The 26,476-nt window shown below is 47.4% G+C and carries 21 protein-coding genes; 4 read left to right on the forward strand and 17 right to left on the reverse strand.

The window, feature by feature from the left end:
• Positions 1-97 precede the first annotated feature (97 nt).
• The 3 genes from J3348_RS08245 to J3348_RS08255 are packed head-to-tail and all read left to right on the forward strand — an operon-like array spanning position 98 to position 4,902.
• Positions 98-1,726: a recombinase family protein gene (locus J3348_RS08245; RefSeq protein WP_207698731.1), complete on the forward strand. Its 1,629-nt coding sequence runs from the start codon at positions 98-100 to the stop codon at positions 1,724-1,726.
• Positions 1,727-3,376: a recombinase family protein gene (locus J3348_RS08250; protein ID WP_207698732.1), complete on the forward strand. Its 1,650-nt coding sequence runs from the start codon at positions 1,727-1,729 to the stop codon at positions 3,374-3,376. It abuts the gene before it with no gap.
• The gene (locus J3348_RS08255; protein WP_207698733.1) at positions 3,361-4,902 is read left to right on the forward strand and encodes a recombinase family protein; all 1,542 of its coding nucleotides are present in this window, start codon (positions 3,361-3,363) and stop codon (positions 4,900-4,902) included. The genes J3348_RS08250 and J3348_RS08255 overlap by 16 nt, the downstream gene beginning before the upstream one ends.
• A 33-nt stretch (positions 4,903-4,935) precedes the next feature.
• Here J3348_RS08255 and J3348_RS08260 read toward each other — a convergent pair whose 3' ends face one another.
• The 15 genes from J3348_RS08260 to J3348_RS08330 form a co-directional block, all read right to left on the reverse strand.
• Positions 4,936-6,075 (reverse strand): site-specific integrase, encoded by a 1,140-nt coding sequence (locus J3348_RS08260; protein ID WP_207698734.1) that lies wholly within the window; start codon positions 6,073-6,075, stop codon positions 4,936-4,938.
• 14 nt (positions 6,076-6,089) lie between these two features.
• Complete coding sequence (locus J3348_RS08265; RefSeq protein WP_005939473.1) at positions 6,090-6,365, reverse strand: helix-turn-helix domain-containing protein; 276 nt, start codon at positions 6,363-6,365, stop codon at positions 6,090-6,092.
• 1,494 nt (positions 6,366-7,859) lie between these two features.
• Positions 7,860-8,297 carry a DUF188 domain-containing protein gene (locus J3348_RS08270; RefSeq protein ID WP_207698735.1) on the reverse strand — a complete coding sequence of 146 codons (438 nt, stop codon included), beginning with the start codon at positions 8,295-8,297 and terminating at the stop codon, positions 7,860-7,862.
• On the reverse strand, positions 8,294-8,980 hold the full coding sequence (locus J3348_RS08275) for an alpha/beta hydrolase-fold protein (RefSeq protein ID WP_207698736.1): 687 nt from the start codon (positions 8,978-8,980) through the stop codon (positions 8,294-8,296). The genes J3348_RS08270 and J3348_RS08275 overlap by 4 nt, the downstream gene beginning before the upstream one ends.
• Before the next feature lie 449 nt (positions 8,981-9,429).
• Positions 9,430-10,059: an HNH endonuclease gene (locus tag J3348_RS08280; protein ID WP_207698737.1), complete on the reverse strand. Its 630-nt coding sequence runs from the start codon at positions 10,057-10,059 to the stop codon at positions 9,430-9,432.
• Complete coding sequence (locus J3348_RS08285) at positions 10,052-10,657, reverse strand: hypothetical protein (RefSeq protein ID WP_055188913.1); 606 nt, start codon at positions 10,655-10,657, stop codon at positions 10,052-10,054. Before J3348_RS08285 ends, J3348_RS08280 begins: the two co-directional genes overlap by 8 nt.
• Positions 10,657-12,801, reverse strand: a complete 2,145-nt coding sequence (locus tag J3348_RS08290) for an ATP-binding protein (RefSeq protein ID WP_207698738.1) — start codon at positions 12,799-12,801, stop codon at positions 10,657-10,659. Before J3348_RS08290 ends, J3348_RS08285 begins: the two co-directional genes overlap by 1 nt.
• A 4-nt stretch (positions 12,802-12,805) precedes the next feature.
• Complete coding sequence (locus J3348_RS08295; RefSeq protein WP_207698739.1) at positions 12,806-14,221, reverse strand: N-6 DNA methylase; 1,416 nt, start codon at positions 14,219-14,221, stop codon at positions 12,806-12,808.
• Between the two features lie 143 nt (positions 14,222-14,364).
• Complete coding sequence (locus J3348_RS08300; RefSeq protein WP_207698740.1) at positions 14,365-14,766, reverse strand: (deoxy)nucleoside triphosphate pyrophosphohydrolase; 402 nt, start codon at positions 14,764-14,766, stop codon at positions 14,365-14,367.
• A gap of 12 nt (positions 14,767-14,778) precedes the next feature.
• Positions 14,779-17,937: a DEAD/DEAH box helicase gene (locus J3348_RS08305; protein WP_207698741.1), complete on the reverse strand. Its 3,159-nt coding sequence runs from the start codon at positions 17,935-17,937 to the stop codon at positions 14,779-14,781.
• A gap of 513 nt (positions 17,938-18,450) precedes the next feature.
• On the reverse strand, positions 18,451-19,497 hold the full coding sequence (locus J3348_RS08310) for a Fic family protein (protein ID WP_154260137.1): 1,047 nt from the start codon (positions 19,495-19,497) through the stop codon (positions 18,451-18,453).
• Positions 19,498-19,674: 177 nt separating this feature from the next.
• Positions 19,675-20,064 carry a hypothetical protein gene (locus J3348_RS08315; protein ID WP_055186487.1) on the reverse strand — a complete coding sequence of 130 codons (390 nt, stop codon included), beginning with the start codon at positions 20,062-20,064 and terminating at the stop codon, positions 19,675-19,677.
• Between the two features lie 2 nt (positions 20,065-20,066).
• A complete protein-coding gene (locus J3348_RS08320; protein WP_207698742.1) occupies positions 20,067-21,251 on the reverse strand; it encodes an ATP-binding protein in 1,185 nt (394 codons plus the stop codon).
• Positions 21,252-21,402: 151 nt separating this feature from the next.
• On the reverse strand, positions 21,403-21,777 hold the full coding sequence (locus J3348_RS08325) for a TnpV protein (RefSeq protein ID WP_044953384.1): 375 nt from the start codon (positions 21,775-21,777) through the stop codon (positions 21,403-21,405).
• Positions 21,778-21,832: 55 nt separating this feature from the next.
• Positions 21,833-22,714, reverse strand: a complete 882-nt coding sequence (locus tag J3348_RS08330; RefSeq protein WP_207698743.1) for a DUF6017 domain-containing protein — start codon at positions 22,712-22,714, stop codon at positions 21,833-21,835.
• A gap of 995 nt (positions 22,715-23,709) precedes the next feature.
• Between J3348_RS08330 and J3348_RS08335 the strand changes: the two genes are divergently transcribed.
• Positions 23,710-25,053 carry an MATE family efflux transporter gene (locus J3348_RS08335; RefSeq protein ID WP_207698744.1) on the forward strand — a complete coding sequence of 448 codons (1,344 nt, stop codon included), beginning with the start codon at positions 23,710-23,712 and terminating at the stop codon, positions 25,051-25,053.
• Between the two features lie 91 nt (positions 25,054-25,144).
• Here the strand turns inward: J3348_RS08335 and J3348_RS08340 are convergent, their stop codons facing one another.
• Together J3348_RS08340 and J3348_RS08345 are read right to left on the reverse strand one after the other, a co-directional pair.
• Entirely contained in the window at positions 25,145-25,579 is a 435-nt protein-coding gene (locus J3348_RS08340; RefSeq protein ID WP_207698745.1) for a DUF188 domain-containing protein, read from the reverse strand.
• Entirely contained in the window at positions 25,576-26,244 is a 669-nt protein-coding gene (locus tag J3348_RS08345; protein WP_207698847.1) for an alpha/beta hydrolase-fold protein, read from the reverse strand. Before J3348_RS08345 ends, J3348_RS08340 begins: the two co-directional genes overlap by 4 nt.
• Positions 26,245-26,476: the final 232 nt, after the last annotated feature.

Consider the following 26,476-nt stretch of genomic DNA (forward strand, 5'->3'; position numbering starts at 1 on the left):
CATGGTAGAATAAGAATCGGAAAAGGAATTGAATATGGAATAACCACACTTCTTGAATTGCGGGGATTTTTCTGTGCAACGAAAGGAGTGTTTTTTTATGCAGGTTTACAAAGCGATTAAGTACATCCGTCTTTCTTATACGGATGATAAAACAGTAGAAAGTGACAGCGTTGCTAACCAACGGCGCCTGATCGATGACTACATAGCCCGACACCCGGAAATTGAGGTTGTGGCAGAAAAAATTGACGATGGTTATAGTGGTGTTTTGTTTGATCGCCCAGCATTTCAGGAAATGATGCGGATGATCGAACAAGGCGAAGCTAACTGCGTGATTGTCAAAGACCTCTCCCGCTTAGGTCGTGAGTACATAGAAACAGGCCGTTATATGCGCAGAGTATTTCCAGCCTATGGAGTGCGTTTTATCGCAATTAACGATAATGTGGACACGGAAAATGACGCTGCCGATGATCTCACGGTTTCTGTCAAAAACATTATGAATGAGGCTTACTGTCGGGATATTTCCGTTAAGACACGGAGCGCCCTGGAAGTAAAACGACGCAGCGGGGATTTTGTAGGTGCTTTTACCATTTATGGTTATGTGAAAGTCGGTGATAAACACAAGAGCCTGGAAGTAGACGAATATGCTGCTAATGTTGTGAGGGATATTTTCAGAAAACGGCTGGAGGGATTCAGCGCTTCCCATATAGCGGATGAACTGAACCGATTAGGAATTCTTTCGCCTTTGGCGTATAAGCGCAATCACGGAATGCCTCATGCAAAAGGTGGCTATACAGACCGAAAGGATTGCAAATGGTCTGCAACTACAATCATCCGCATTTTGCAGGATGAAACTTACACCGGAACACTGGTCCAGGGCAAACAGACAACGCCCCATTTCAAATTAAAAGAGCGCGAGGACAAACCTTCTTCGGAATGGATTCGTGTGGAGGGAACCCATGAAGCGATCATACAGAAGCATGATTTTGATTTGGTGCAACGCCTCCGCAGGATTGACACAAGGACTTCTCCCAAATCGGATAAAGTTTACCTGTTTTCCGGTATTTTGATCTGCGGCTGCTGTGGCTGCCGTATGACCCGCAAGACGAACCGCTATAAAGATAAAGAGTATCACTATTATTACTGCCCGACCGGCAAAAAGAATGGCTGCACATCGTCGGTCATGCTGAAAGAGTCGGATCTGATTGAATGTGTGCAGGACAGTTTGAAAGGACATATTGAAAATGTTGCTTCTCTGGATGCCCTGCTGTCCAGTATCAGTCAGGAACGGATCAACCGGGAATTGGCGCAGGAATATGCCGCACAGATCAGAGTAAATGAAAGGCGTGTGGCACAGACCGAGGGCTTTAAGGCAAAACTCTATGAAAATCTGGTGAGTGGAATTCTGACAAAGGAAGAATTTCTCTCTTATAAGCGAAAATACAATGCAGATATTGAACTGTTCCAAAAGGCAATCGCTGAATGGAACGATAAACTTACAGATGTATTGGAAAACCGAAGCGAACGAAACCGTTGGATCAACCATTTTATGAAATTTTCTACTATGGAGGATATTGACCGCCGGGCAGTCATGCAGCTTATCCGAAGCATACGGGTAATGGGTAAAGATGAACTGCATATTGAATTTAATTACCAGGATGAATATCAGAAAGCAATCTCTTTGGCGGAACAGATTGCTACAAAAAATGAAGAAAGGATGGTGGGCTAAATGGCAAGAAAAAGCAGAAAACAGACGGCGGCACCTATGCCGGCACCATCTTTGTATGTACATGTGGCTCTGTATATCCGTCTTTCTGTGGAGGATAACAAAAAGCGGGGCTGCTCAGTAGAAAACCAAAAGCTGGTACTGAATGACTTTCTTTCAGATAAACCGGACTTCGTTGTGTATGATACCTATATCGACAACGGGGCTACAGGGACAAATTTTCACCGCCCTGGATTTCAGCAAATGCTATCTGATATTGAAGCAGGCCACATTAACTGTGTGATTGTTAAGGATCTTTCCCGATTAGGGCGAAATTCTATTGACACAGGTTATTATATCGAACAGTATTTCCATGCACATAATGTTCGCTTTATTGCTGTTACGGATCAGTTTGATACAGCGGATTCCGGAAATCTTCATGGCGGTATCATGCTGCCTTTGAAAAATATGATCAATGAAGCCTATGCTCTGGACATTGGACGAAAAATCAAAGCACAAGCGCGGCAGGCTATGAAAGATGGCGACTATATTGGTGCACGGGCACCTTACGGTTACAGGAAAGACCCTGATAATTGTCATAAACTTCTGATTGATGAAAATACTGCCCCTGTGGTAAAACAGATTTTTGAATGGGCACATGAGCATGTGTCTCTGAACCGGATTGTCCGCAATCTAAATGAGATGGGGATTCCGGCACCGAGCCATTATAAAAAGGCCACTGGCGAGATTACCAGTCCGGGCCTGATTGGAAGCGGCAAATGGCAGACCCGTACAGTGATGAAAATTTTAGAAAGCGAAGTCTATACAGGTGATCTGGTGCAAGGAAAAACAAAGATTGTAGATCATCAGCAGGTCAAGGCTGGAGAAGATAATTTGATTATTGCCAAATGCACCCATGAACCGATCATTAGCTATGAATTGTTTAATGCAGTTCAGGAATACAGAAAACAGATCTGTGAAGAAAGCAAAGCAACTCCAAAACGCCCCTACACGCCAAACATTTTCAAAGGCAAAGTGTTCTGTGCTGATTGTGGCAGAAGCCTTCACCGGCAACGTGCCGAGCGCCGGAAAGGCCCCGATACTTATTGGTTCCACTGCCTTACAAACAGCCGGGTAGAAAAAGATAGCTGCAAAGGCGCAACGATGCAGGAAAAGGAACTGATTTCTACTGTTACGGCTATTCTTGAAAAAGAGCTGACAGTTGCGCTGGGAATGTCGCTGCCACTCTTTCAGTTGGAGGCAAGACAAAAACAGGAAAAAGATAAGCTGAAAATTCAGATGTCGGCCAAACGGCAGGAAATTGAAAAAACACGCCGGCTGATCCGTGGTCTATATGAAAATTTTGTGCAGGGTATTTTGACAAATGATGAATACTTTGAATTGAAGGCGGATTATGAATATGCTATCAATGCTCTGTCTGGTGAGATTGAAGTATTTGAAAAATCTATGGACTCCCTAGACAACCAGCTTGCCCGATACCGTGCAATGGAAAAGGATGCAAAAACACTGGCACAGGATCATGTGCTGACTGCAGAACTGATTGAACGGCTCATTGAACGAATTGAGATCGACCACGAGCGGAATATTCATGTAACCTTCCGTTTCAAAAATGAATTTCAGGGAAAGGCGGTGGAACCGTGCGCAACTATGTGATTGCCCTTTATATCCGTCTTTCTGTGGAAGATTTCAAAACCGAAAGTTTGAGCATACCAAATCAAAAACTGATTCTCCGTGAAAAAGCTATGTCTCTGCCGGAATGGGATAACAGTGAGATTTTGGAATTTATTGACAACGGTCATACAGGGACAAACTTTGAGCGTCCGGCGGTGCAGGAACTTTTAACAATGGTTCAGGCCGGAAAGATCAACTGTATTATTGTAAAAGACCTTTCCCGATTTGGACGTAACAGCATTGAAACCGGCTATTTTATTGAGCGGGTCTTTCCTCTTTACCACACCCGTTTTATTTCCGTCAGTGATGATTTTGACACAGCTAATTTCAAAGGTGATACTGGAGGGATTGATATTGCTTTCAAGTATCTTATTAGCGAGTGTTATAGCCGGGATATGTCCTTGAAAACCAAAAGTGCAAAATACGCAAAGATGCGTCGTGGAGAATATCAGAGTGTCATCTGTCCTTACGGCTATCGCAAGAGTGCAGACGGACGTATGGAACCGGACGAGGATGTTGCCCCGAATGTGCAGATGATATTTCAATGGGCGTCTGAAGGCAACACCGCAGCCGAGATCACAAGAAAACTGTATGCCATGAATATCCCCACCCCTGGGGAATATCGCAAACTTAAAGGCAAGGACTATTACAATGTTTCCCGAACAAACGGCGTTTGGAGTACATCAACGGTCCTGCGTATTTTAGAAGATCAAAGATATATCGGTACCTATGTAATTGGCAAGAGAAAGGTAAAAGAGATTGGCAGCCGACATACACAGTTAAAGGATGAAAGTGAGTGGTTCAAAATACCGAACCATCATCCGGCTATTGTAAGTGTGGATCTATTTGAGAAAGCCAATGCTTCAATTAAGCGTTTCTCTCTGTCAAATAAAAAACCGCGTGATTATCTGCTCCGTGGTAAGGTGTTCTGTGGATGCTGCGATCATGCAATGTCTCTACGAAATGGTGCGTGGTTTTATTGCCGTCATTCCGAGGTGGCTGAAACGCTTCCTTGTCATGGTGTGCGCATAAAGATGGCAGATCTGGAGCAGGTTGTATTTGAAACAATTCGGGCTCAAATGTGTCCGGCATTGGGAATTGATAGCAATAAGGATAAATTGGATTTGCAGACAGTCCAGCAGGCCGAACATGAAGAAAAACTCCGTTCTATTCAAGACAGCAAGCGGCATCTTTATGAGCAGTATGCACTCGGAGAGATTGATTTGGAAACCTATCGAACACGAAAAGCGGTTTATGACACGGAGCTGGTACAAGCCAAAAATGTTCATGCTGTCATTACTGCACAGACAAAGCAGATAAAAAGTGATTATGAGATTAAGCTGAAACAACAGGAAATTGTTCAGGAAGTCGGAAACGCCAACATGCTGACAAAAGCTCTGATTGACCGGCTTATCAACAAAGTTTACGTCTTTCCAGGAGATAGGATTGAGATTGAATATGCAACACAGGATTTCTTAGAAACTAAGGAATCCGAAAAGGAGGTATAACCGTGAACACCCATTTGAAACAGCTATGGGCAGCTATGAAGCTGCCCGAAAAACTTCAAAAAAAGTTATAAATTTTTTTGTCGTGGGCTTGACATACGGGTGGCGCAGGTCGTGAAAACGGATGTGCTTCAGCCCGTACTTGGTCAGCAGCCAATCAAAGTGCTCCGTCACGAAGTTCGGGCGGATCAGCTTGCCTTCCTGATCGGTGCAGACGAAATCCAGATACTCAGTGCTGTAGCTCTTCTTGAACAGCTTGCGGTAGAGCTGCTGCTTTTCCTTCTGCTTCAGAAGTTCTTCTTCCACAGCCGGGATCAGCGGCAGAGTACGGCAGCTGGTCTTGTTCTTCATCACATCGCTGACCACAGGAACGTACTTGCCGTTCACCAACTGTTCCGTCACCTTGTGGTTGATGGTGATGGACTTGCGCTCAAAGTCGATAGACGACCACTTCAACCCCAGTACCTCGCTGCGGCGCAGACCGTAGTAGGCCGTAATGAGGATGCACAGGTGCAGGGGGTCATCCTGCGATACTTCCAGCAGCTGCTGGACTTCATCCTTGGAGTAGAAGTTGGGCCGGAAGCTGTTCTTCTTCGGGCGGTCAACTTTCAGCATCGGGTTGGTTTCCAGATAGTCCTTGCGGACGGCATCCTTGAACGCTTTACCGAAGATGGCGTGGTAGTGAATGACCGTGTTAGTGGTGTAGCCCTCCAGCAAGATCTTCTCCTGAAACTCATCCAGCACCTGCGGCGTGACCTCGCACAGCTTCAAGCCCAGCGGCTCAAAATACTGCGTGATGCGCCCGGTGATCATCCGATTGTAGCTGATAAAGGTTGCAGGCTGGATGGATGCCTTGTGGACTTGCACCCACTCGTTGAGATAATCCAGAAACAGCATCTCCGACTTGTTGACGGGCTGGAGGGGCAGCGGCAGGGGCTTGGCGGTTTTAGCGTCTACTTTTTCGTAGGTGCCTCCCCGCCCCGTGGGCAGCTCCCCGGTCTCATCATAGTGGAGCAGCACTTCCCGGAGCATGGATTCTGCCTTGCGCTTGTTGCCCCGGACGGTCAAACCTGTGGAGATCCACTTGATCTTCCGCTTGCCGTTGGCATCATAAAGATTGACCACGAAATAGAAACGTCCATTTTTCTCTTGGACAGACCCTGTAGTTTTCATCATAAACCTCCTTTGGGTCAACAGGCGTGCTGTCCGTTGCTGCACCCACAGCATACCACATCCGGCGACGGATTTCCAGCCGGGAAGGTGCTCTGCCCGGTGAGCAGGAACTCGATCACACTCAGCTTCGGGATACGATAGGTGCGGCCGATTTTAAGCGCAAACAGGCGGCGGGAACGGATCAATTCCCCAACTGTATGGCGGTTCAGACCAAGCATCTCCGCAGCCTGCTGAAGGCTGATGGCATCGGGGTAACCGGGAAACATCTGGGAATAGGCATCGTTAAATTTCATAGGCACTCCTTCTGCATAAGTAGTTTAAGGTCAAAAAGTGTGTCATCCTTTGCAGCAAGGCTGCGGTCAGGTGACAATGTAAAGAGAACTGGCAGCAATTCCAGCTCTCGCATCGCAGATGGGCTTGCAGCCCATCTGCGTCAATATGATATAGGTCTCCCATATTCGCCCTCGGCACCCTAGGAGTGGGGAATCGTCCGGCAGCGGGCTTGCACCGCACCATTGGCATTTCAGCCACCCCGTCTTCGTTATGACCGGGCTGCGAGTTACAGAAGTACCTTTTGTGAAGTACCGGACGATTGAACTATTCTGTTTTCAAAGAACAGAGTTTTATAGAAAATCTTCGAAATTTAAGGCTTCCGAAAAATTGTCCCTCTAATTGGTAGGCATCGAGAAAGGCCAAAAAGTAACCCGAAAAAGAAATTTGTTAAAAAGTTCTTGGAAAATATAGCCGAAGTAGCTTCTTGGTTAAAATAACGTCGGTCCATGGGGTAACCGATGGAGGGCGAAACTTTGCAATAATGGCGGTGCCTGAAGTTGAAAGTGGTCTTGAAAAAAGATGCCCTCAATAGGTAGCCGACGAAAAAGGCCAAAACGTAGCAATGTTTTTGAAAATTAACAAAAAAGTCACAATTTGCATTTGCAAATCGTGCGTCTGCTATTAAACGGAATTGTCATAATAATCATACGAGTACAAGCAAACCTTCGTGAAAGAAGATACTCCGAAGAAATACCCCTCTATATGCGAGCCCACGAAAAGGGCTATTCTGCACCCACCACTTACAATCTGTAACCAAGATGTAATCGTTCAAATTGATACTAGCCAGAAGAATCCTTCATAGCGTCAAAAAGTGTGTCACCTGCGGATAGGTGGCAATGTAAAGAGAGCTGACAGTAGTTTCAACTCTCGCGTCGCAGATAGGCTTACAGTCCATCTGCGTCAATATGATATAGGTCTCCCATATTCGCCCTCGGCACCCTAGGGGTGGGGAATCGTCCAGCAGCGGGCTTGCACCGCTTCATTGGCATTTCAGCCACCCCGTCTTCGTTATGACCGGGCTGCGAGTTACAGAAGTACCTTTTGTGAAGTACCGGACGATTGAACTATTCTGTATTCAAGGAGCCGCTTTTTATAGAAAATCTTCGGAATTTAGGGCTTCTGAAAAATTATCCCTCTAATTGGTAGCCGACGAAAAAGTGCTTTTTGTTACCCGAAAAAGAAATTTGTTGAAAAGTTCTTGGAAAATATAGCCGAAGTAGCCTCTTGGTTAAAATAACGTCGGTCTACGGGGCGATCGATGGAGGGCGAAACTTGGCAACAATGGCAGTGCCTGAAGTTGAAAGTGGTCTTGAAAAAAGATGCCCTCAATAGGTAGCCGACGGGAAAGGCCATTCTGCACCCACAACTTATAACCTGTAACCAAGATGTAATCATTCAAATCGATATTCGCCAAAAAAGAAGGCTGGATTTCTCCAGCCTTCAAAAAGTATGTATCAATAATTTTTGCTCAGAATCTTCTCAAGTGTATCCGCAAACTTGGCATCCTGCTCCTTCGTCCGCTTTGGGCTCCCCTTGGGGTGCTTTCCGGCACGGAGGAGCTTTTTGCTTTCATACCGTCGCAGCATGAGAGCGTCTATGTTGTCGGCGGTGTATTCTAAACCGTTCTGATTCAGCACCCGGACGCGCTTGGCAAGGCACATACTGGCCAGCCCGTAGTCCTGTGTTACGACCACATCCCCCGGTTTTACCCGGTTCACCAGCGCAAAGTCCACGCTGTCAGAACCTTTATCGAATACCAACGTCTGCGCACCTTCTCGCTCGATTTGGTGAGAGGTGTCGCACAGGATGATGACCGAGATGCCGAACCGCTTTGCAATCTGCAACGTCAGATCGACGACCGGGCAGCCGTCTGCATCGATCAAAATATTCATCGGCTTTCCTCCATCACCCACCGAAATGCTCTTGCGGTACACAAATCGGCGTCTTTGAAATGCCCGCCGCTGTTCCATTCAAAGGTGCAGTCTGCACCGCGCGCTATAAGCTGACTGTGCAGAGTGCGGATATTATCCCCCACCACAGCCATGACAGCGTTTTTCGTGTGTTCTTCCTTGTCGCCAAGGCTCAGATAAATGTGCTGCGTCTGTATCGGGCGCTGCTGTTCAAACTCCATCCAGTCCGGAAACCACACCGAGGGCGAGGCGGCGGCGACACCGTAGAACAGATTTGTCTGGGTGGAGGTCCACAAAGCAAACAGCCCTGCCAGCGAGTAGCCGCCCAGAATGATTTTGACGTTTTCCGGGAGATTGAACTGTTGTTTCAGCGTTGGCACGACCTGTTCTGTCAGAAAGCGCAGGGTGCCCCCAGCATTTCCACCGAAACCTTGCTTTCCCCAGACAGCAGGGGCTTCCCACGGGGAAAGTGCATCGTTCCAGCTTTCCACCGGGATGGCCGCAAACAGAAACGGATGCGCTGCGCCCTGTGCAATGGCTGCAACTTCGTTGTCCATGCGCTGCAATTCGTGTTCATCCGTCATCTGAAGCAGAAGATATTCGGCGCAGTCTACGCCGTAAATACGGCAGGGTCTATCTCCGATTTGAACTTGCTTTGCGGTCACGGCAACTGCCTCCTGAAAAATTTTTGATGAGTTCAGTATAACAGCTGCGAGCGGAATTGACAATTCAGATGGATGCAATAGCTTCTGCAAGCAGTGCTTCGTGGTACCATTCTGGTACGCCGAAGCTCTCTTGCAAGCAATGTCTTTGTATATACAAAGCCCCTTGCCTTGCAAGAGCTTGTTGGGCACAGCCCAAACCTGTTGTTCTGCATCGTGCCGATGCAGGCTTCGCGTTTCTGCAAAACGCTCTTTCAGCACGCTGTAAGAGTGCACAGCCATCACGGTTCCGTGATGTTCACAGGGATTGGGACTGCATCCCAACAAGCAGAATACGCACGGCAAATTTGCAATGCCATGCGTGTTTGAGCCTTTGTATATACAGAGGCACTGCTTGCTGGAGCAATCCACAATCCAAAACTTGTTTTTTGTGGAAAGAAGAAATTTTGAAACTAGCAACCATTATTACGCTTTTCAGACAGTAATGAGATAGCTTCTCCGAGAAGATTGTGAATCTCAGGTCGGTCTGCTATTTTAGCATATAGACCCTTCATATTTAGCAGAAGATAGTCTAGCCGACAGATTTGACGATTGAGCTCTAATTGCTTATAGAAATCAGTTACTTCACTTGGTTGTCCATCCACAACCCTTATGTAATATAGTTCATCTCTAAAAAAAGCATTCCGTATACCATCGTGATCTGGATGTAATAATGATCGAATCTCAGGTTCTATTAAGAAGTCGCTCTTATTATGGTTGCATGTCTGACAAGATAATACGATGTTGCTAATATCCCCTGCAGCCGCTTTATTAACAAAGCAGTCTGCTGATTGGGGGATAAAGTGATCGATTTCAAACATTGTCTTTGGAATGATTTTTATCGAAGTACCACAATAGGCACACTTTCCATTGTAGATTTTTATAAAGTCTTTCTTGTAGGTGCCCTCATTCTTTGAAACATACGCATGAATATCCTTTGCACGTGGGTGCTGTGTACGGAATGAATCCATGAAAATTTTCTTGTCTTCTAATATGTTGCCATATCCGGGGCAATATTCTGTATCTCTGTAATCTTTACTCATTGATTATTTTTGACATCTCCTGAAAAGCGAGTACAAGTTTATCGATATCTGCTGCGGTAAGACTATCATATGCTGCGGTGCCATTCAAGGAACCAAGTACCCGTTCTTTTATAATCGGCTCCCAACTGTCGTTGCTCTTAAATCGAATTGCCAAATTGCGATAAATTTTCACTTGTTCAATTGCATGTTTGATAATATCAGGAAGAATATGATCATAGTATTCCTTTGCAGCTAATCCACATTTGGGATTGAATTTTGCAATGGTTTTGACAGAATCATCCTCACCATTTTGAGTAATAACTACAACTTCGATAAATGGAAATTGCTTTTTTAAAATAATCTTGAACTCTTCTCCGGAAAATTTCCCATCGGTTGCAGAATTGTTTTCAAAAAGCCGCGAGTCAATCAGAATGATATTTGCCGTAGCCACTTGAGGATTTTCTAGTAGACTTTTGTATCCTTCAGCTGGTTTGAATTCGTGTTCAGATATATTAAGGACTATATCACTTTGCAGAGCGTTTTTTAAGTCTTTGTCTAAATATTCGCTTAGTTGTGAATCGATGTCATCATCGATATAAAGTAAATTATATTCCTCCATTACAATGAACCTCCAATTGAAAACTCGGCAAAAAATCCTTTTGTACCGCGAATATCCAAAATTTGACCACCAGACATATTTACGGTGTTATTGACGATCCACATTCCGAGACCATGACCGTTTTTTCGGGTTGTTTCGTGAACCTCTAAAATTTTCATAGGATTGTTCTGATACTTTCGGGCTAAGCCTACACCATTATCGGAATATGAAAATTTCAGCAAACCATCTTCTAATGAACCCTGAATTATAATATTCAGATGGTTGCTCTTTTCATTTTGCTGAATACTATTTAGTATAAGATTGTCAAAAATAACATGAAGCACGTCCTCAGATAGATAGTACTCAATATCAGAAGCTACTCTAATACATATCGATATCCACGCATAATCTCGTTCCCAACTCTCTTTTATACGGTTTAAAAGTACTATTATAGATTGCATTCCAGGCTGAAATTGACGCTTTTCGATTTCTGAAAGCATTGTATCCATAAAAGAAACAATCTTAGCACATTTTTCACGTCCCTTTTCAAGAAGTACGGGAACATTTTTATACGCCTTCTTTGTCTTTTCTGGCGATAAAAGCTCATCCCACATTCCATATTCTTGCAGTGCGGCAATAATATAATCTGTATTCGCTGAAATCGAATTACGATCGTTTCTCATTTCATGGGCAATAGAAGAAGCTTTCAGGCCGGTTGTTGCAAGCACATTTAGAATACGGATGTCATACTTATAACGTTCCTCTACATTCGTCCGCTCTTGGCGAGCATCTTGACTTTCTTGGCGGTAGCTCTTGATTTCGTCAGCGAGTTGCATAGATTCTTGCACGGTAAGCGTAGGAACCAATTTTGGATTTTGAACGACTTTATCTGAAACGGGAGTTTTAGCAGGAATGGAAACAGATTCATTCTTGACATTAATATGTCTTACGATATCTTGACGGTACCGCTCAAACTCCTTAAATCCCAGCAAAATAATATCAACAAAGAGCTGATAATAAATATTTTCATCCAGACCTTGTCTATTAGATAAGTCTTGAAGCATCGCGTTGCGCCTTTTGTCGATTTCTATCTTTCCCGATATCTGGTTTTCACGAACTCTCCAAGCTCCTGTGGGATGTGAAGCTGCAGCGGGTGATTTACGGGAACGTTTTCCAAAACCTAACCAATCTTTTTTTCCGTCATAGGCGGATATACTGAAGGCATTTCTATACAGAATCACTCCGCCTGGCATTGGCGCAGGTAAACCGTGATGTTTATACAAAAATTTTTCACATTCAATGGATGATGGCTTCATACAAAAGAAAAAAGTGCCTGAGAAATCACCTAATTGAGATGCAATGTCTTCCAATTGTTCTTCCGTTAAATCATAATTGGATAATCCGGTTAGCTCGGTAACGATATCAACTTCACTTTCTTTTCTTTGGAGATTTATATTTGGACAATAATCCTGAGCAGAATCCAAAAATTCATCCGAATCAATTACTGTGTTCAGTGTTTTTTCATGGCTGTTATAATTTATAGAAATGCAAGAAAGACAATTCACGCCAAGAACTGGTTGAGGAAGATAGAAGGGAATATCGCCAGAAAAGTCTGGATGTGTCACAGAGATGTTCATAGCCCTGTCATTATAGGTTTTCGACAAGAAATTGACGAGATTTTCAATTTTCTTTTTGCCCCACTTTTCGCGCAATCCAGAGATTTTGATAGTAGTTCCCACGGATAATTTTGTTGAATCCTGCCGCATGGAAGATGAATTCCAATCTGTTTCCCAAATTATTCCTGCATTGGAATCCTTCTTTGTTTGAATCATTACATGATTGCCGAGTCGTGCCAAGGCAAAACGACCAACGCCTTTTGATCCGGCCAAAACTCGCTTCCGATTATTTGCATCAAAAATTTCATAAGATTTATCGCTTTTTCCAACATGCATCCATGCCGTTCTGATATTATTTTCGTCCATTCCTTGTCCGTCGTCAGCAATAACAAGCTGATCTCCTGAAAAAGAAATGTTCACATGCAGAGCTCCGGCGTCATAGGAATTTTTGACTAGTTCAAGAATAGCGGATTCGTCGTTTGTGAAGTTGTTCACACCCAGCAGATACGCAATTGTGCTGTCTTCAATTACATATTGTAAATGTTCCATGAAATCAAATCTCCTCAAACTGATAGTCGTTGATATCTTTGCAAGTTATTCGCTTGGATTTTCCGCTAACACTTAAGCCTTGGTTTGAAATATACTCCAAAAAATCTTTGCTTTGAAGGATTGTTAGCGCGTCTTGTAGACTGGATTTACCATCGGAAACGGTTATATAGATACCGGAATATGGGATGTCATCAGCTGCCAAATAATATACCTCAACAGTATTTGTTACTACTGTTGAGAGAAGAAGTTTTTCCTGATGGAGATGGCTTAAAGCCTGTGAGCGACCATATTCGTACCACTTTGCTGATTTGTCAGCATCACGCACAATGAGTTTGTCTTTGAAAGCGAGTAGGTGTTCGTATGTGTTTGGAAATCGAGATTTAAAATCATCTTCTTCATAGCGCATCAGGGTATCTTTTTCATCATAATAGTACGGGAAAATTATTTGTTCTTTTACATTGCGCCGGAGAGAGCGTGGAGCGGCACCTTTTCTTAAACATCCCGGTTCAATAGAGGCTTCTTCTTTTACAATAAATGCCTTATTTAATTGAGTTGCAACGGCTATAGATGCGTGATACCTGCTACCAAACCGGATTGTTTTTTTTCTGTTAATATCAGTATTCAAAAAAACCCATTTATCGCCTAAAAGTTTTTTTTTCACTTGAACGCTATTTGCTTTCGATGTGGCACGATAATTAATAGTTGCTATATTATCTCTGCTTTCATAAACCAGAATGCTGCTTGATGTAAGCGTATCTTCAAATAATTGACTATTGGGATATTCCCATACGGTGCTGATGCCAGGAAGAAGTTTTTTTCGTATATCGTCTGCAAAAACATTCTTGTAAATATTGCTTGGAATCAATTGAACCATCTTTCCACCAGAAGCAAGTAAGTCGACACCTTTTTCTAGGAAAGCATAGCAGTAGTCGAATTTCCCCTTTTTACAAGTTCTAAAATTTTGACGGATGAATTTTCGATTTGTTTCATCAATATCGTGATATGAAATATACGGAGGATTTCCAATAATAAAATCAAATTTAATATCTGTAGTCCACTGAAGTGCATCTGTGCACACAAACGACCAATTGACGGTTGAAATTCCATAACTCCTTACGATTTCATTGAGATCGCTGATGCATTGATCGTACAATTGTGGATCAAGTTCAATACCATAAATGTCAGCAGACAGTCCAGAGGAAATATTATTAACATCGATATTCTGCGTGAGAGCATCCTCAACGTATCGCTTGACAATTTGTTTAATAATATTACCAGATCCAAATGAATACTCTAAAACTTTTTTCCCAAATAAGTCACGAGAATAACCTGCCAAATCGAGCATGTCGTCTACTTTGTTTAAGGGGGTAAACTTTTGGCACTTCTTTTTATTGCGTTCATTAGCTATAATTGGATTCATGACTTACCTCGAACTCTCAAATGTATTTCGCTTTTTACATGTATGAATTGACAAACAAGAAATCATTGATGCAAAATTTTCTATTAATAGTTTTTTGTTGACTTTTGAATTACATATGTCAACCGGCATAGAAAGGTGCACTATTATAGTATTGCCTTTTGAATCTTTTCCAGAATCGTCTGATCAGCCGGGAGCCACGGAACAGAATCAAGTTCCTCTTTAGTCAGCCAGCGTGCAGCCTCGGCTTCTTTCAACACCAGCTCGCCGGAAACTACTTCGCACCAGAAACAGTCCATGGAAAGACGAAAGGTCGGATAATCGTATTCAATGGTGCCAATCAAATCGTCTACCGCGATCTCGGTATCCAGTTCTTCCCGGATCTCTCGTTTCAGTGCCTGCTGCGGGGTTTCACCCGGCTCGATTTTGCCGCCCGGGAATTCCCATCCGCCCTTGTACTCGCCGTAGCCGCGGGCGGTGGCATAAATTTTATGTTTCGTCTGAATATCGTCGCAGATCACAGCTGCAACAACGCGAACAACCTTCATGATATTCTCCTTTTAACCGACCACCAGCTTGTTGGTCTTTTTGAGAAACTTTGCAGGGATTGGGCGGTTCAGCCGCCATGTGATATTCATGGGGCGGGAGCCCTCGTGTTTCACATAGTTCACCGTGCCCAGATAGGTATACGCTCCTGCACCGCCAAAACGGGCCTCTGCCTTGAACTCGCGCACGAACAGCAGCACCCGGCTTCCTTTTTCCCGGTGATGGATGTAGCGCTGCCCGGTGGCAGAGTTTTCGGCGGTGGTGCTCTGGCTCTGCCAGTGGAAAAGGCTTTCGTTGATGGAATAATCCTTGTACATGGTGGTGGGGGAGTAATCCTTGTCCGCTTTGTTCAGGGTCACAAAGAATACGTCCAGCTGCTTTTCCGGCAGCCACTTCACGCCCTCGCGGACAGTGGCAGGCTTCAAAAAGTCCAGCGCCACCAGCAGCTGGTCACGGGTATAAGTACAGTGCAAATCCAGCGGACAATCAAAGCCCACATCCACCGGCTCGTCAATAAAATCGATGCGGTCATATTGATACTGCAAAAGTGCCTGCAGCTCCCCCAGCAAAACGGGACTGTCCGAGAGAGCATACAGGTTATCGAGAACTTCTTCATCCTCCCAGCTTTCTGCAGTTTTGCCCCAGAGGGTCACATAGAACATCTGCAGCATCCGCTTCTCTACTGGCGATAGAGCCGCAAAGTCGGTGTTGTCCAACTTTGGCAGAAGCTCCAGCAAAAAACGGATCCACCTGCGGGAATCCACGACTGCAAAGCGTGCAAGGGCTTTGGTCATGGTCTCTTCCAAAGGTTCTGCAAAATCGGATGCCGCCCCTGCGCGGACGCACAGCCGGCTGAAGCAGACCTTTTTGCTGTAAATTGCACGCGGGTCAAGATGATAGTAGTCGAGGAAGTTCCTGAGTGTCAGGGGTAGACCGGTATCCTCGGTAAAGGCAGTTGCCCGCGCCACAAGCCCGGAGGTGCGGTCATAGGAGGCGCTGATATTGTCCAGCACATATTTTGCGGCGATCTTTTCCAGCTGGATATAACAGCCCTTGGGCGCAGAGACAAACCCCTCTTTAATCTCTCGGCTGACGCTGTGGGTGGTGTTGGAGAGCAGGGCCGTAAACTTTTCCTCGAAATTGTACTTCTTGTTTGCCTGCCCGATGAAGTCCAGCACGGTCAGGCATTCCTTGTTTTCAGCCAGACGCAGGCCGCGGCCCAGCTGCTGCAAAAACACGGTCAGCGACTCGGTGGGGCGCAGGAACAGCACGGTGTTGACTTCCGGGATGTCCACGCCCTCGTTATAGATGTCCACTACAAAAATGAAGCGAATCTCCCCGGAAACGAGCCGCTGTTTGACGGTGTTGCGTTCCTCGTCGGAGGAATCCCCGGTCAGCGCCATGGACGGGATGCCATGGGTATTGAAATAGTCCGCCATGAACCGGGCGTGCTCGATGGAAACGCAGAACCCAAGCCCCTTCACTTCATCGATGTCCGTAACATATTTCAGGATGGAGCTCACCACAAGGTCGGCACGGCGCTGTGCCACCATGCCGCTGAAGGCGTACAGGTTGGACAGTTCGGCCTTGTCATAACCGCCGGTGCGCCATTTCAGGCTGCTCAAGTCGGCCGTGTCGGTCACACCAAAATATTGGAACGGACACAGCAGCTTTCGGTCGATGGCTTCCGGTAGGCGAATCTCGGCGGCAACGCGCCCACCGAAATAATCCAGAATGCTCTTGCCGTCCATACGTTCCGGGGTAGCGGTCAGTCCTAGCAAAATTTGCGGCTGGTAATACTCCAACAGCTTCTGATAGGTAGGCGCGGCGGCATGGTGAAACTCATCCACCACGATGTAATCATAAAAATCAGCCCCGGTTTTGGCCGTGAAATCCTGCGAGTTGAAGGTCTGGATGGAGATGAACAGGTGGTCGATGCTGTCCGCCTTGTAGTTGCCGACCAACAGCTCACCGAAATTGGCATCCTTCAGCACGGCACGGAAGGTGTACAGACTCTGTTTCAGGATCTCTTCCCGATGCGCCACGAACAGCAGGCGGCAGGGCTTGCCGGGATGCTGTTTGCAGAACCGCTTGTAGTCCAGCGCCGAGATGACGGTTTTGCCAGTGCCGGTGGCGGCCACCACCAGATTGCGGGTGTGCCCGCGCACGGCGCGCTCAGCTTCCAGCTTGTCCAAAATTTCCTGCTGGTAGGAATAAGGCTGAATATCCAGTGTGTAAATGCCGCTGTGGTCGGTCTCGCTGTACTTTTCGGCTTTCAGGGCACGCGCAAGGCGCTCCCGCTGGCCTTCGTCGTAGTACTCAAACTCGCCGGCGTTCCAGTAGCTTTCAAACGTGGCGGCGATCTTATCGATGGTCTCCGGCAGGTCTTTCCGGGTCACTTTCACGTTCCATTCCAGCCCGCTGGAAATGGCCGCGTTGGACAGGTTGGACGAGCCGACATAGGCTGTTGTAAAGCCGGTGTCCCGGTAGAATACATACGTCTTGGCGTGGAGCCGGGTGCGCTTGGTGTCGTAGCTGACCTTGATTTTGGTGTTGGGCAGCTGGCGCAGTTCTTCGATAGCCTTTACATCGGTGGCACCCATATAGGAAGTGGTGATGATGCGCAGCTCGCCGTCGTTCTGGGTGAACTGCCGCAGTTCGTCCATGAGCAGGCGCAGGCCGCTCCATTTGATGAAGGACACCAGCATGTCGATGCGGTCAGCGGATACGATCTCCTTCTTCAACTCGGTGTACATCTGCGGCTCGTGGATGGCCCCGGTAAACAATGAGCTTTGCGCAAGGGACGTTTCCGGCCGCTCGATGTCCTTGGCAGCTTTTCCGGCGGCAAGGCGTGGGTCATTTTTCCATAAAAGCGCAAGAAGCTGCTCTGCCTGCCGGTCAACGCCCAGTGCGGCAAAGTCAGCTTCTTTGGTGGTCGTCTGGATGATGCTCACGATCTGGTTTGCCAGCTCGATCTGTGCTTCGATGCCGCCGCCGTTGTCCTGTACGTTGTCAAGGCCCTTCTGCACAACTTCGGTCAGGTACTGTGCCAATACCTTGGAGGCTTCGGCCGTGTCGATGGGCGCAGTGGACTTGCAGGCTTCCGGAACTTCCGAAAGTTCGCGGTTCAGCGCATTGTTGATGACCTGTTCGTACAGTCCGGGGTGCAGCATGATGACACTTCCTTGCAGTTTTCTTCTATTATAGCGCGGACAAAAGCCCTATTCAATGCTCACGATAAGGACGAGACATTGCTTAACCACTCAAAAACACAATAAACAGGCAGGCTGCTGACATATTTCTGTACTAATCTCTGGAAAGAAGTCAGAGAGGTGCAGCTGTGGTCTCTGCTGTGTAGATGGCGGTAAGGACTACTTGCGGCGTGTCATCAGGACCACCGAAGGCGGAAAATATGAGGACTACTGCGAAGAGCTTTCAGAGTGGGTGGAAGTTCCTGACCCGGACGATGATGACTGAACTCAAATGAACAAGACCCACAGATTGGGATGAGCATCCAATCTGTGAGTCTTGTTGTATCCATTAGCCGATACTTGTTGATACCAATTGATATCAATATACTGAAAACCAACAAAAAGTCAAGTAAATAGGACTGCTTTAGCCCTTACTTAATGCGGATTCCCTTAAAATTGGCCGTATTTTAAGGGAAAGATGGAGCGATTAAGGGATTACTTCAACCGCAGGTACACAGTTGATTTGCCTGCTCCCACGCGTTTCAACTCGCCGTTTTCAACGAGTTTCCGCAGGGAACCCTCAATGGAACTAAGGCTCAGCGAAGGACAGAGTTCCCGGATATCCTGCTTGGTAAAGCGCCCGATCTTGTTCTTCGTAGCATTCCGAACAACTTCAATGGCTGGAAGTTTTGTTTCCACGAGGGCAAAGCGTTCTTCAAAATCGCGGTATGCAGAGAGAATGGTTCCCAAAATATATTTGATGAATGGAACAACATCCTCTGTGCCCTCGTACCATCCGCTTTGCGCCTGCGCAAGAGCGGAATAGTAGAGGTCTTTGTTCTTGGCAATCTTGGCTTCAAGCGAGATGTATTTCCCGACATAGAAACCGTTCTGATACAGCACCAGGGTCGTGAGAAGGCGGCTCATCCGGCCATTGCCATCGTTGAACGGATGAATACAGAGAAAATCATGGATGAACACAGGAATTGCGATCAATGGTTCTACTTCAAAGTTCCCGATCACACGGTTATATTCTTCGCAGATTCGGTCAAGAGCCGCTGGCGTTTCATAGGGAGCCAACGGGGTAAAAAGAACTTCGCTATGGCCATCGGGATAAGTTGCGCTGATATAATTCTGCACATTCTTTGTTCGTCCTGCGATGGGGTTGTTCATATGACTGTACAAGACCTTATGCAGCTGCAAAATATAATTCTGCGTAATCGGAATCACATCAAAATTTTCGTGAATGAGGTTCAGGACATCACGGTATCCTGCAATCTCCTGTTCATCCCGGTTGCGCGGTGTGGTTTTTTCTTCCACGAGCTGCTTGATTCGAGTGCTGGTGGTCACGATTCCCTCGATGGCATTGGAGGCCTCGGTGCTTTGCACCTTTGCAATCTCGACCAGATGTTCCAGTTCTTCAGGACGCTGCTTCAGATAAAGTTCCTGCTTACCCGCTTCTTTATAGATTGCAGCAATATAGCCGAGAATCTCGGAATCCCATTTTTGCTCTTTGATTTTGGAGTAATTGAATGCTCTCATGCCCTTACCGCCCTTTCTTTCCCTTAAAATATACTACATTTTAAGGGAAAAGCAAGGCGATTAAGGGATTCTGCTCTAAAAAAGCTGGACATCGAGAAGAACAAGTATATACGGCGACAAACGCTGACTTAAAGTGAAGGGGAGGTGAGCTCTGCCCTAACAATGATATAAATGATACTAATTGGTGTTAGCAGGCTTCTGATATTCGGCCATGATCCTTCTTGCCCTACCGCGCGTGGTATCCTCAAAGGTCTCATCTTCGCTGAAGCGCAGCCAGAAAGGATCTTCCATCAGGCAGGCATTGGTGCGCTTGACGATCTCCCACGCGTTGTAGTCAGGCAGGCCCATCATCTCCAGAATCTCCTTGCAGTCCATCCGATTCCGGGGAAAGATGCGCTTCTTTGCCCAGACGACCACATCGACCAGTGGGACTTTGCGGCTGCTGCCGATAAAGAGGTTCAAGGGCAGGTCGTACTGTAGCACGCCCTCATTGGCGCAGAGATACTGCCCATCTTCGCTCAGATGAGCGATTTCCCGTTCATCTAACATCAGTTTCAGGTAAGCCATATTTATACGCTCTTTAATAATTCTTTCCTCATGTGTGGAATCGCCCCATACCGTCCTTGCAGATAGCCCTTGGAGATGTTCTCACCTTTCCGGGGAGAAAACTCGGTCAGGGCGTAAATATCGGTCTGCATGGTCTTTTCATCCTTTTCTGCAAACCAAATCTGATCGCGTCGCAGCAACGTCAGGTCGAGAAGTCCGGTATCGTGCGTGGTGAAGATGAGTTGTGCATGGTTTGTATTGATAGCGGCATCCTGCACCATCTCGATCAGATGCCTTGTCAGCAGCGGGTGCATACTGGATTCGATCTCGTCTACTACCAAAACAGACCCGGATTCCAAAGCGGCAAGCCACATACCGATGTGAGAGAAGAAACGCTGTGTCCCAACGGATTCCTGACCCAACGGGAGCCAGAAACCCTCAGAAGCGCCATCTTCGGCATCGAGAATGTGCAGTGCGGAGATGATAGGCTCTTCCTTGGAGCCTGTAATGCGGATGTCCTTGATACCGAGGTCTGCATACAGCATTTCATGCAGGATACGTCTCTTTTCAGAGCCGCCCTGCCGGATGGCAGACAAGGTGGCATCCAGCTGCATTTCGGTTCCCATAAAGCCGGTCAGTTTCTCAAAGAACCACAGATAGGCCTTCTCAGTCTGGGGACAGTTCCACTCGTTGGAGCTGGACAGGTAAAGCCGGTTTTCTGCGGTCCGTCCGGCAAGGGTAAGCTGTTCCTGAACATTCTCGCGGAACTGATAACCATTGCCTTCTCTGGAAAAAACCAGAGCCTCCCGGCCGTTGGGCCAGTGATAGAGATATTCGGTCAGGACTTTGGACTTGTCAAACGAGAACCCATAGGCATACTTGATGCCGCCATAAAAATAGATGGTTTCAAAGCTGGTCGGCTGTGTAGGCTGGTCGGTGAAAGCAAACGGCTCTTGCGGAAGGGACTCACCTTTCAGCAGCTTGGCATATCGGCCACAGACCATTTCCCGCATGAGCAGGAGAGCATGGAGAACATTGCTCTTCCCGGCTGCATTTGCGCCGTACAGTGCCAGCACAGGCACAAGCTGTTTCTTCTCGTCCGGCGAAATCAGGCAATCAGACAGACTTTTATCCGTAGATGCTTTCAAGCTGATAATAGCCGTGTCCTTGATGGAGCGGTGGTTGGCGACTGAAAATTGAAGCAGCATCGCGATTCCTCCCAGATGATTTTCTGAATCCAGTGTACTCTATTCTGGGCGAAAAGTCAAATTTTGATTTTGAAATTTGCAAATATTCCGCAAAAATCAAGAATAAAATCTAAAATATCGGCTTTTGATACCATTCGGATGCTATCAGGGATCATTCTGCATACACGACTTCCCTCACCACTACCTCTTCAGCCTGCGCTTTCAGCCCGTTCATGTGCGCCACCCAGAGAAGCTGTGCGCGCTCTTTGTCCGGCGCGGGGTACTTGTCTAACAGAGTGGTCATCGTGCGTTCCAGCCACGCGTAGGCCGTTTTCTGGACATCCTGCAAATGCGGCCAGAGCGTACCGTTCAGCAACATCCGGTTGTACAGCACAGGACGCTGATTCTTGAGATAGGCCAGCCGCATCCGGCCATACTTGCCCAGCGGTTCGGTATCATCGGTCTGCGGCAGGGTGAGCAGGGGCAGCTGATACTCCCCAACCTGTGCGTAATGGATCTCGGTGCGGACGGCGTTCGTGTTCTTCATGGAAATTCTCCTTTGCATTTTCAACGTGTGTTATGGCCTTTGTGGAAAACAGCGCTTACTTCTTCCGATTCTGTGCGGTCAGCCAGTTGCCCTGCGCCTGATAGTAGTGCTCCATCGTGGTGGGGGCGTTCAGGATGGTGGTGCGCAGATAGGCCATGATGTTCTTGATGGGCTGGGTGGTGTTGGACATCACATCGAAGATGTACTCAACGTGCTGGCTGGTCAGCTTGTCCAGCCGCAGCCGGATGGCTTTGGTGGTCTGCGGCTGCTTGCCGACGTACTGGGTCTGCCGAGGACAGCAGTACATCTCCACAATGTTGTCCAACAACTCCTCCAACTTGTCGGGGTCGTACCGCTGGGCAAGGGTGTCGATCTCCAAACGTTCCCGAAACTCCTCCCGTACCTGTGCTTCCATCTGGTCAAAATCTGCGGATTCGTCTGTCTGCCCTGATAGATTAGTACTTTGTCTTTTAGTATTTTGTTTATTAGTATTTTGTTGCGTTGCCTTTTCCAAATTGGGCTCAGCCAAATTTGGAAAATCCAAAAATGGTGAAGAACAAGGTTTCATGCGGCTTTTCGGGCTTTTGGTTGCGGACGGGTTCGATGGCCCGCCTTCCTTGCTGGGAACGGCAGGATCGTCCTCAACAGGCGATTCATAAACCTGATAATCGTAGTCGATGATCTGCCCTTTGGCATTGCGGACTTTCTGACGGCGGACGTAGCCGTGTTCTTCCAGTTCCAGAACAGCGGTGCGTACACTGTCCAGACCATCCTTGCAACCAACGGTCAGCCCTTTCAGGCTGTAATCCCAATCGTCCGGCAGGGAGAGCATATAGGACAGCAGTCCCTTGGCTTTCAGGGACAGCCTCTTATCCTGCAGGTGGTGGTTGCTCATGACGGTGTAGTTGACATTTTTATTGACGCGGAATGTTGACATGGCGGCTTCCCTTTCAGCCCAATGCGAGCAAGAGAAAACGCAGCATTTCCCGGCTTTCGGGAAACGCTGCGTTCAGACAGGGAAGCCTGCTGTGAGCTGGCACAGCAACGGCAGCACTGCATATTTCTAACGGACATCTAACACAACTACACCTGAAATGCAGCCGCTGACGGCCTGTGTGAAAAAGGCTTTTTCTAACGTCATTTCGCAAAAAGCGGCTGATTTTTGCCTGCAAATTGCGGTGTGACGTGCCTTTTGGGAGGTTACAAGAATGCCCTCAGCTGCCAATGACAGCCGCGAGGAACCAGCTTCATCCAACAATTTCAAAGACTCGAAATCGTTTTGTCCTTAATCGGGCACGTGGGTTCGAATCCCACCATCTCCGCCAACAAAAGGCATCAGCTCAGGCTGGTGCCCTTTTTGCGGCTAGATGGTGCGGATGAGAACAGGGCGGCGGTCCGCAGACCGCAAGCAACCAGCCCTGCGGGCTGTTGCTTAGCCCGCGGGAGAATATCCACCATCTCCGCCAACAAAAGGCATCAGCTCAGGCTGGTGCCTTTTTTGCGGCTAGATGGTGAGGATGAGAACAGGGCGGCGGCCCGCAGACCGCAAGCAACCAGCCCTGCGGGCTGTTGCTTAGCCCGCGGGAGAATATCCACCATCTCCGCCAACAAAAGGCATCAGCTCAGGCTGGTGCCTTTTTTGCGGCTAGATGGTGAGGATGAGAACAGGGCGGCGGCCCGCAGACCGCAAGCAACCAGCCCTGCGGGCTGTTGCTTAGCCCGCGGGAGAATATCCACCATCTCCGCCAGAAGTCGCAGATTGCATTTTGAGACAGGGGGGAATATACTTATATTGGATAGATTCCAATACTATTCAACTTTTTAATGCAACAGCGGTGAATTGCATATCGCAAAGATGCCGTTTGAATGTTGCACTAATTTCTTGACTTGCGATAAAATTTGCAATAAACGATTTTTGGAAGGAATATAATCATGTCGAAAGATGAATATTTGATCACAGATCCACCCCTTAAAGCGCTGACTGTTTTTGCAATGCCGATGATCCTTGGCAGCTTTTTTCAACAAGTATACAATATGGCCGATTCCATAATAGTTGGTCAATTTGTTGGCTCCTCGGCACTTGCGGCTGTTGGTGCTTGTGCTGCACTGACCAATGTTTTTATTTGTGTGGCGCTTGGTGCTGGTGTGGGCGCAGGTGTGCTTGTAAGCCGCTATTTTGGTGCAAAAAATTATGGTAAAATGAAAACCATTGTGTCAACGTCCCTGATCAGCTTTTTGATCTTAAGCGTTGTCCTTGGTGTCTTTGGCTTTTGCTTTTCCCATTTCATGATGAGCGGATTACAGACCCCTGCCGATATATTGGAAGAAGCAGTATTGTATCTGCGGGTCTACTTTGTGGGTTTCCCGTTTCTATTCATGTACAACATTCTTTCCACCATGTTCACTTCCATCGGTGAATCCAAAATTCCGTTGGGACTGCTGATATTCTCATCTATCCTGAATATTTTTATGGATCTCTGGATGGTGGCCGGTCTTGGTCTGGGGGTGTTTGGTGCAGCCCTTGCGACCTTGATCGCACAAGGAATTTCTGCCGTGTTTTCGTTTTTGATCTTTCTGTCTCGGATGCGGCAATACAAGAGCTCCTTTAGCAGGTTCGACCGGCAGGAGCTGTATTCCACGCTTCGCATTGCGGTACCATCGGTTTTGCAGCAGTCCACAGTGTCTATCGGTATGATGATCGTGCAGGCAGTGGTAAATCCCTTCGGCACACAGGCACTTGCCGGGTATGCGGCAACGATGCGGGTAGAAAATGTTTTTTCGCTGATCTTCGTATCCATCGGCAATGCAGTTTCGCCGTTTGTATCCCAGAATCTTGGCGCAAAGAAAATTGAGCGTATCAAAAAAGGGTATCATGCTGCACTGGTGTTGGATCTATGCTTTGCAGTTCTTGCTTTCGTGGTCATTGAAACACTGCACACACAGATTTCCTCGTTGTTCTTGGGAAAGGACGGAACCGCGTTGGCCTATCAGGTGTCCGGTGATTATATGAGATGGCTTGGTTACTTTTTCATCTTCATGGGCATCAAGATGGCGACTGATGGCGTTCTTCGCGGACTTGGAATCATGCGGCCGTTTCTTATTGCAAATATGGTAAACCTTGCAATCCGCTTGTCTGTTGCTTTGATTTGTGCACCGCGTTTTGGCATTGCTTTTGTTTGGCTTGCAGTCCCGGCAGGTTGGCTTGCAAACTTCCTTATTTCCTATGCGGCGCTCAGAAGATCGTGGCCAGAGGATAAAGCGGCGGTATCTCAATGATTTCATGCAGTGGAGAGGTGCTTTGTTCTGACGGGTTTCACTTACAGAGAATGTGACGCGAAAAAAATTCGCCGGTGTTCCGTTCAGAAAATCAGATGCTCGCTAAAATATCTGTAAGTGTGGCGACAAATGCTTCATCCTGCTCCTTCGTCCGCTTTGCGCTCCCCTTGGGGTGCTTTCCGGCACGGAGGAGCTTTTTGTTTTCATACCGCCGCAGCATGAGAGCTTCCATGTTGTCGGCGGTGTATTCCAGACCGTTCTGGTTCAGCACCCGGGCGCACTTGGCAAGGCACATACTCGCAAGGCCGTAGTCCTGTGTTACGACAATATCCCCCGGCTTTACCCGGTTGACAAGAGCAAAATCTACGCTGTCTGCCCCTTTATCGAACACCAGCGTCTGCGCACCTTCCCGCTCGATTTGGTGAGAGGTGTCGCACAGGATGATGATAGGAACGCCGAACTGTTTTGCAATCTGCAATGTCAGGTCCACCACCGGGCAGCCGTCTGCATCGATCAAAATATTCATCGGCTTTCCTCCATCGCCCACCGAAAGGCTTTCGCGGTACGCAAATCGGCGTCTTTGAAATGCCCGCCGCTGTTCCATTCAAGGGTGCAGTCTGCGCCACGCTCTGCAAGCCGACTGTGCAGGGTGCGGATGTTATCACCTACCGCAGCCATGACAGCGTTTTTCGTATGCTCTTCCTTGTCGCCAAGGCTCAGATAAACGCGCTGTGCCTGCATCGGGTGCCGCTGTTCAAACTCCATCCAGCCCGGAAACCAAACAGAGGGCGAGGCGGCAGCGATACCATAGAACAGATCAGTCTGGGTGGATGCCCACAATGCAAACAGCCCGGCCAGCGAGTAGCCGCCCAGAATGATTTTGACATTTTCCGGGAGAGGATACTGCTGCTTCAGCGTGGGAATGACCTGCTCTGTCAGAAAGCACAGGGTTTCCGTAGCCTTGCCACCAAATCCTTGCTTTCCCCACACAGCAGGGGCTTCCCACGGAGAAAGTGCATCGTTCCAGCTTTCCACGGGCACGGCCGCAAACAGAAAGTGGTGCGCACTCTGTGCAATAGCGGTAACCTCGCTTTCCATGCTTTGCAGCTCGTGTTCGCCTGTCATTTGGAGCAGCAGGTATTCTGCATGGGGCTCGCCGTAAATGCGGCAAGGTCTGTTCCCGATTTGCATTGTATGTGCGGTCATTGCGGCATCCTCCCGAAAAAATTTGATAAGCCCAGTATAGCAACCGAAAAATCATTTTGCAATTCAAAAGGCGTTCGCATTCGCAAGCAGTGTCTTCGTAAAAAAGCTGGCACCTGATTTGAAGTTGTGCGAGGCTTCCAGAGTGATGTATCAGCAGTTTTTGAACGATCATGCCGTAGCCCATAAGCGGCAGACGAACCGGGCACGTGGGATCTGA

This window comes from Faecalibacterium sp. Marseille-Q4896, from assembly GCF_017377615.1.
Lineage (GTDB): Bacteria > Bacillota > Clostridia > Oscillospirales > Ruminococcaceae > Faecalibacterium > Faecalibacterium taiwanense.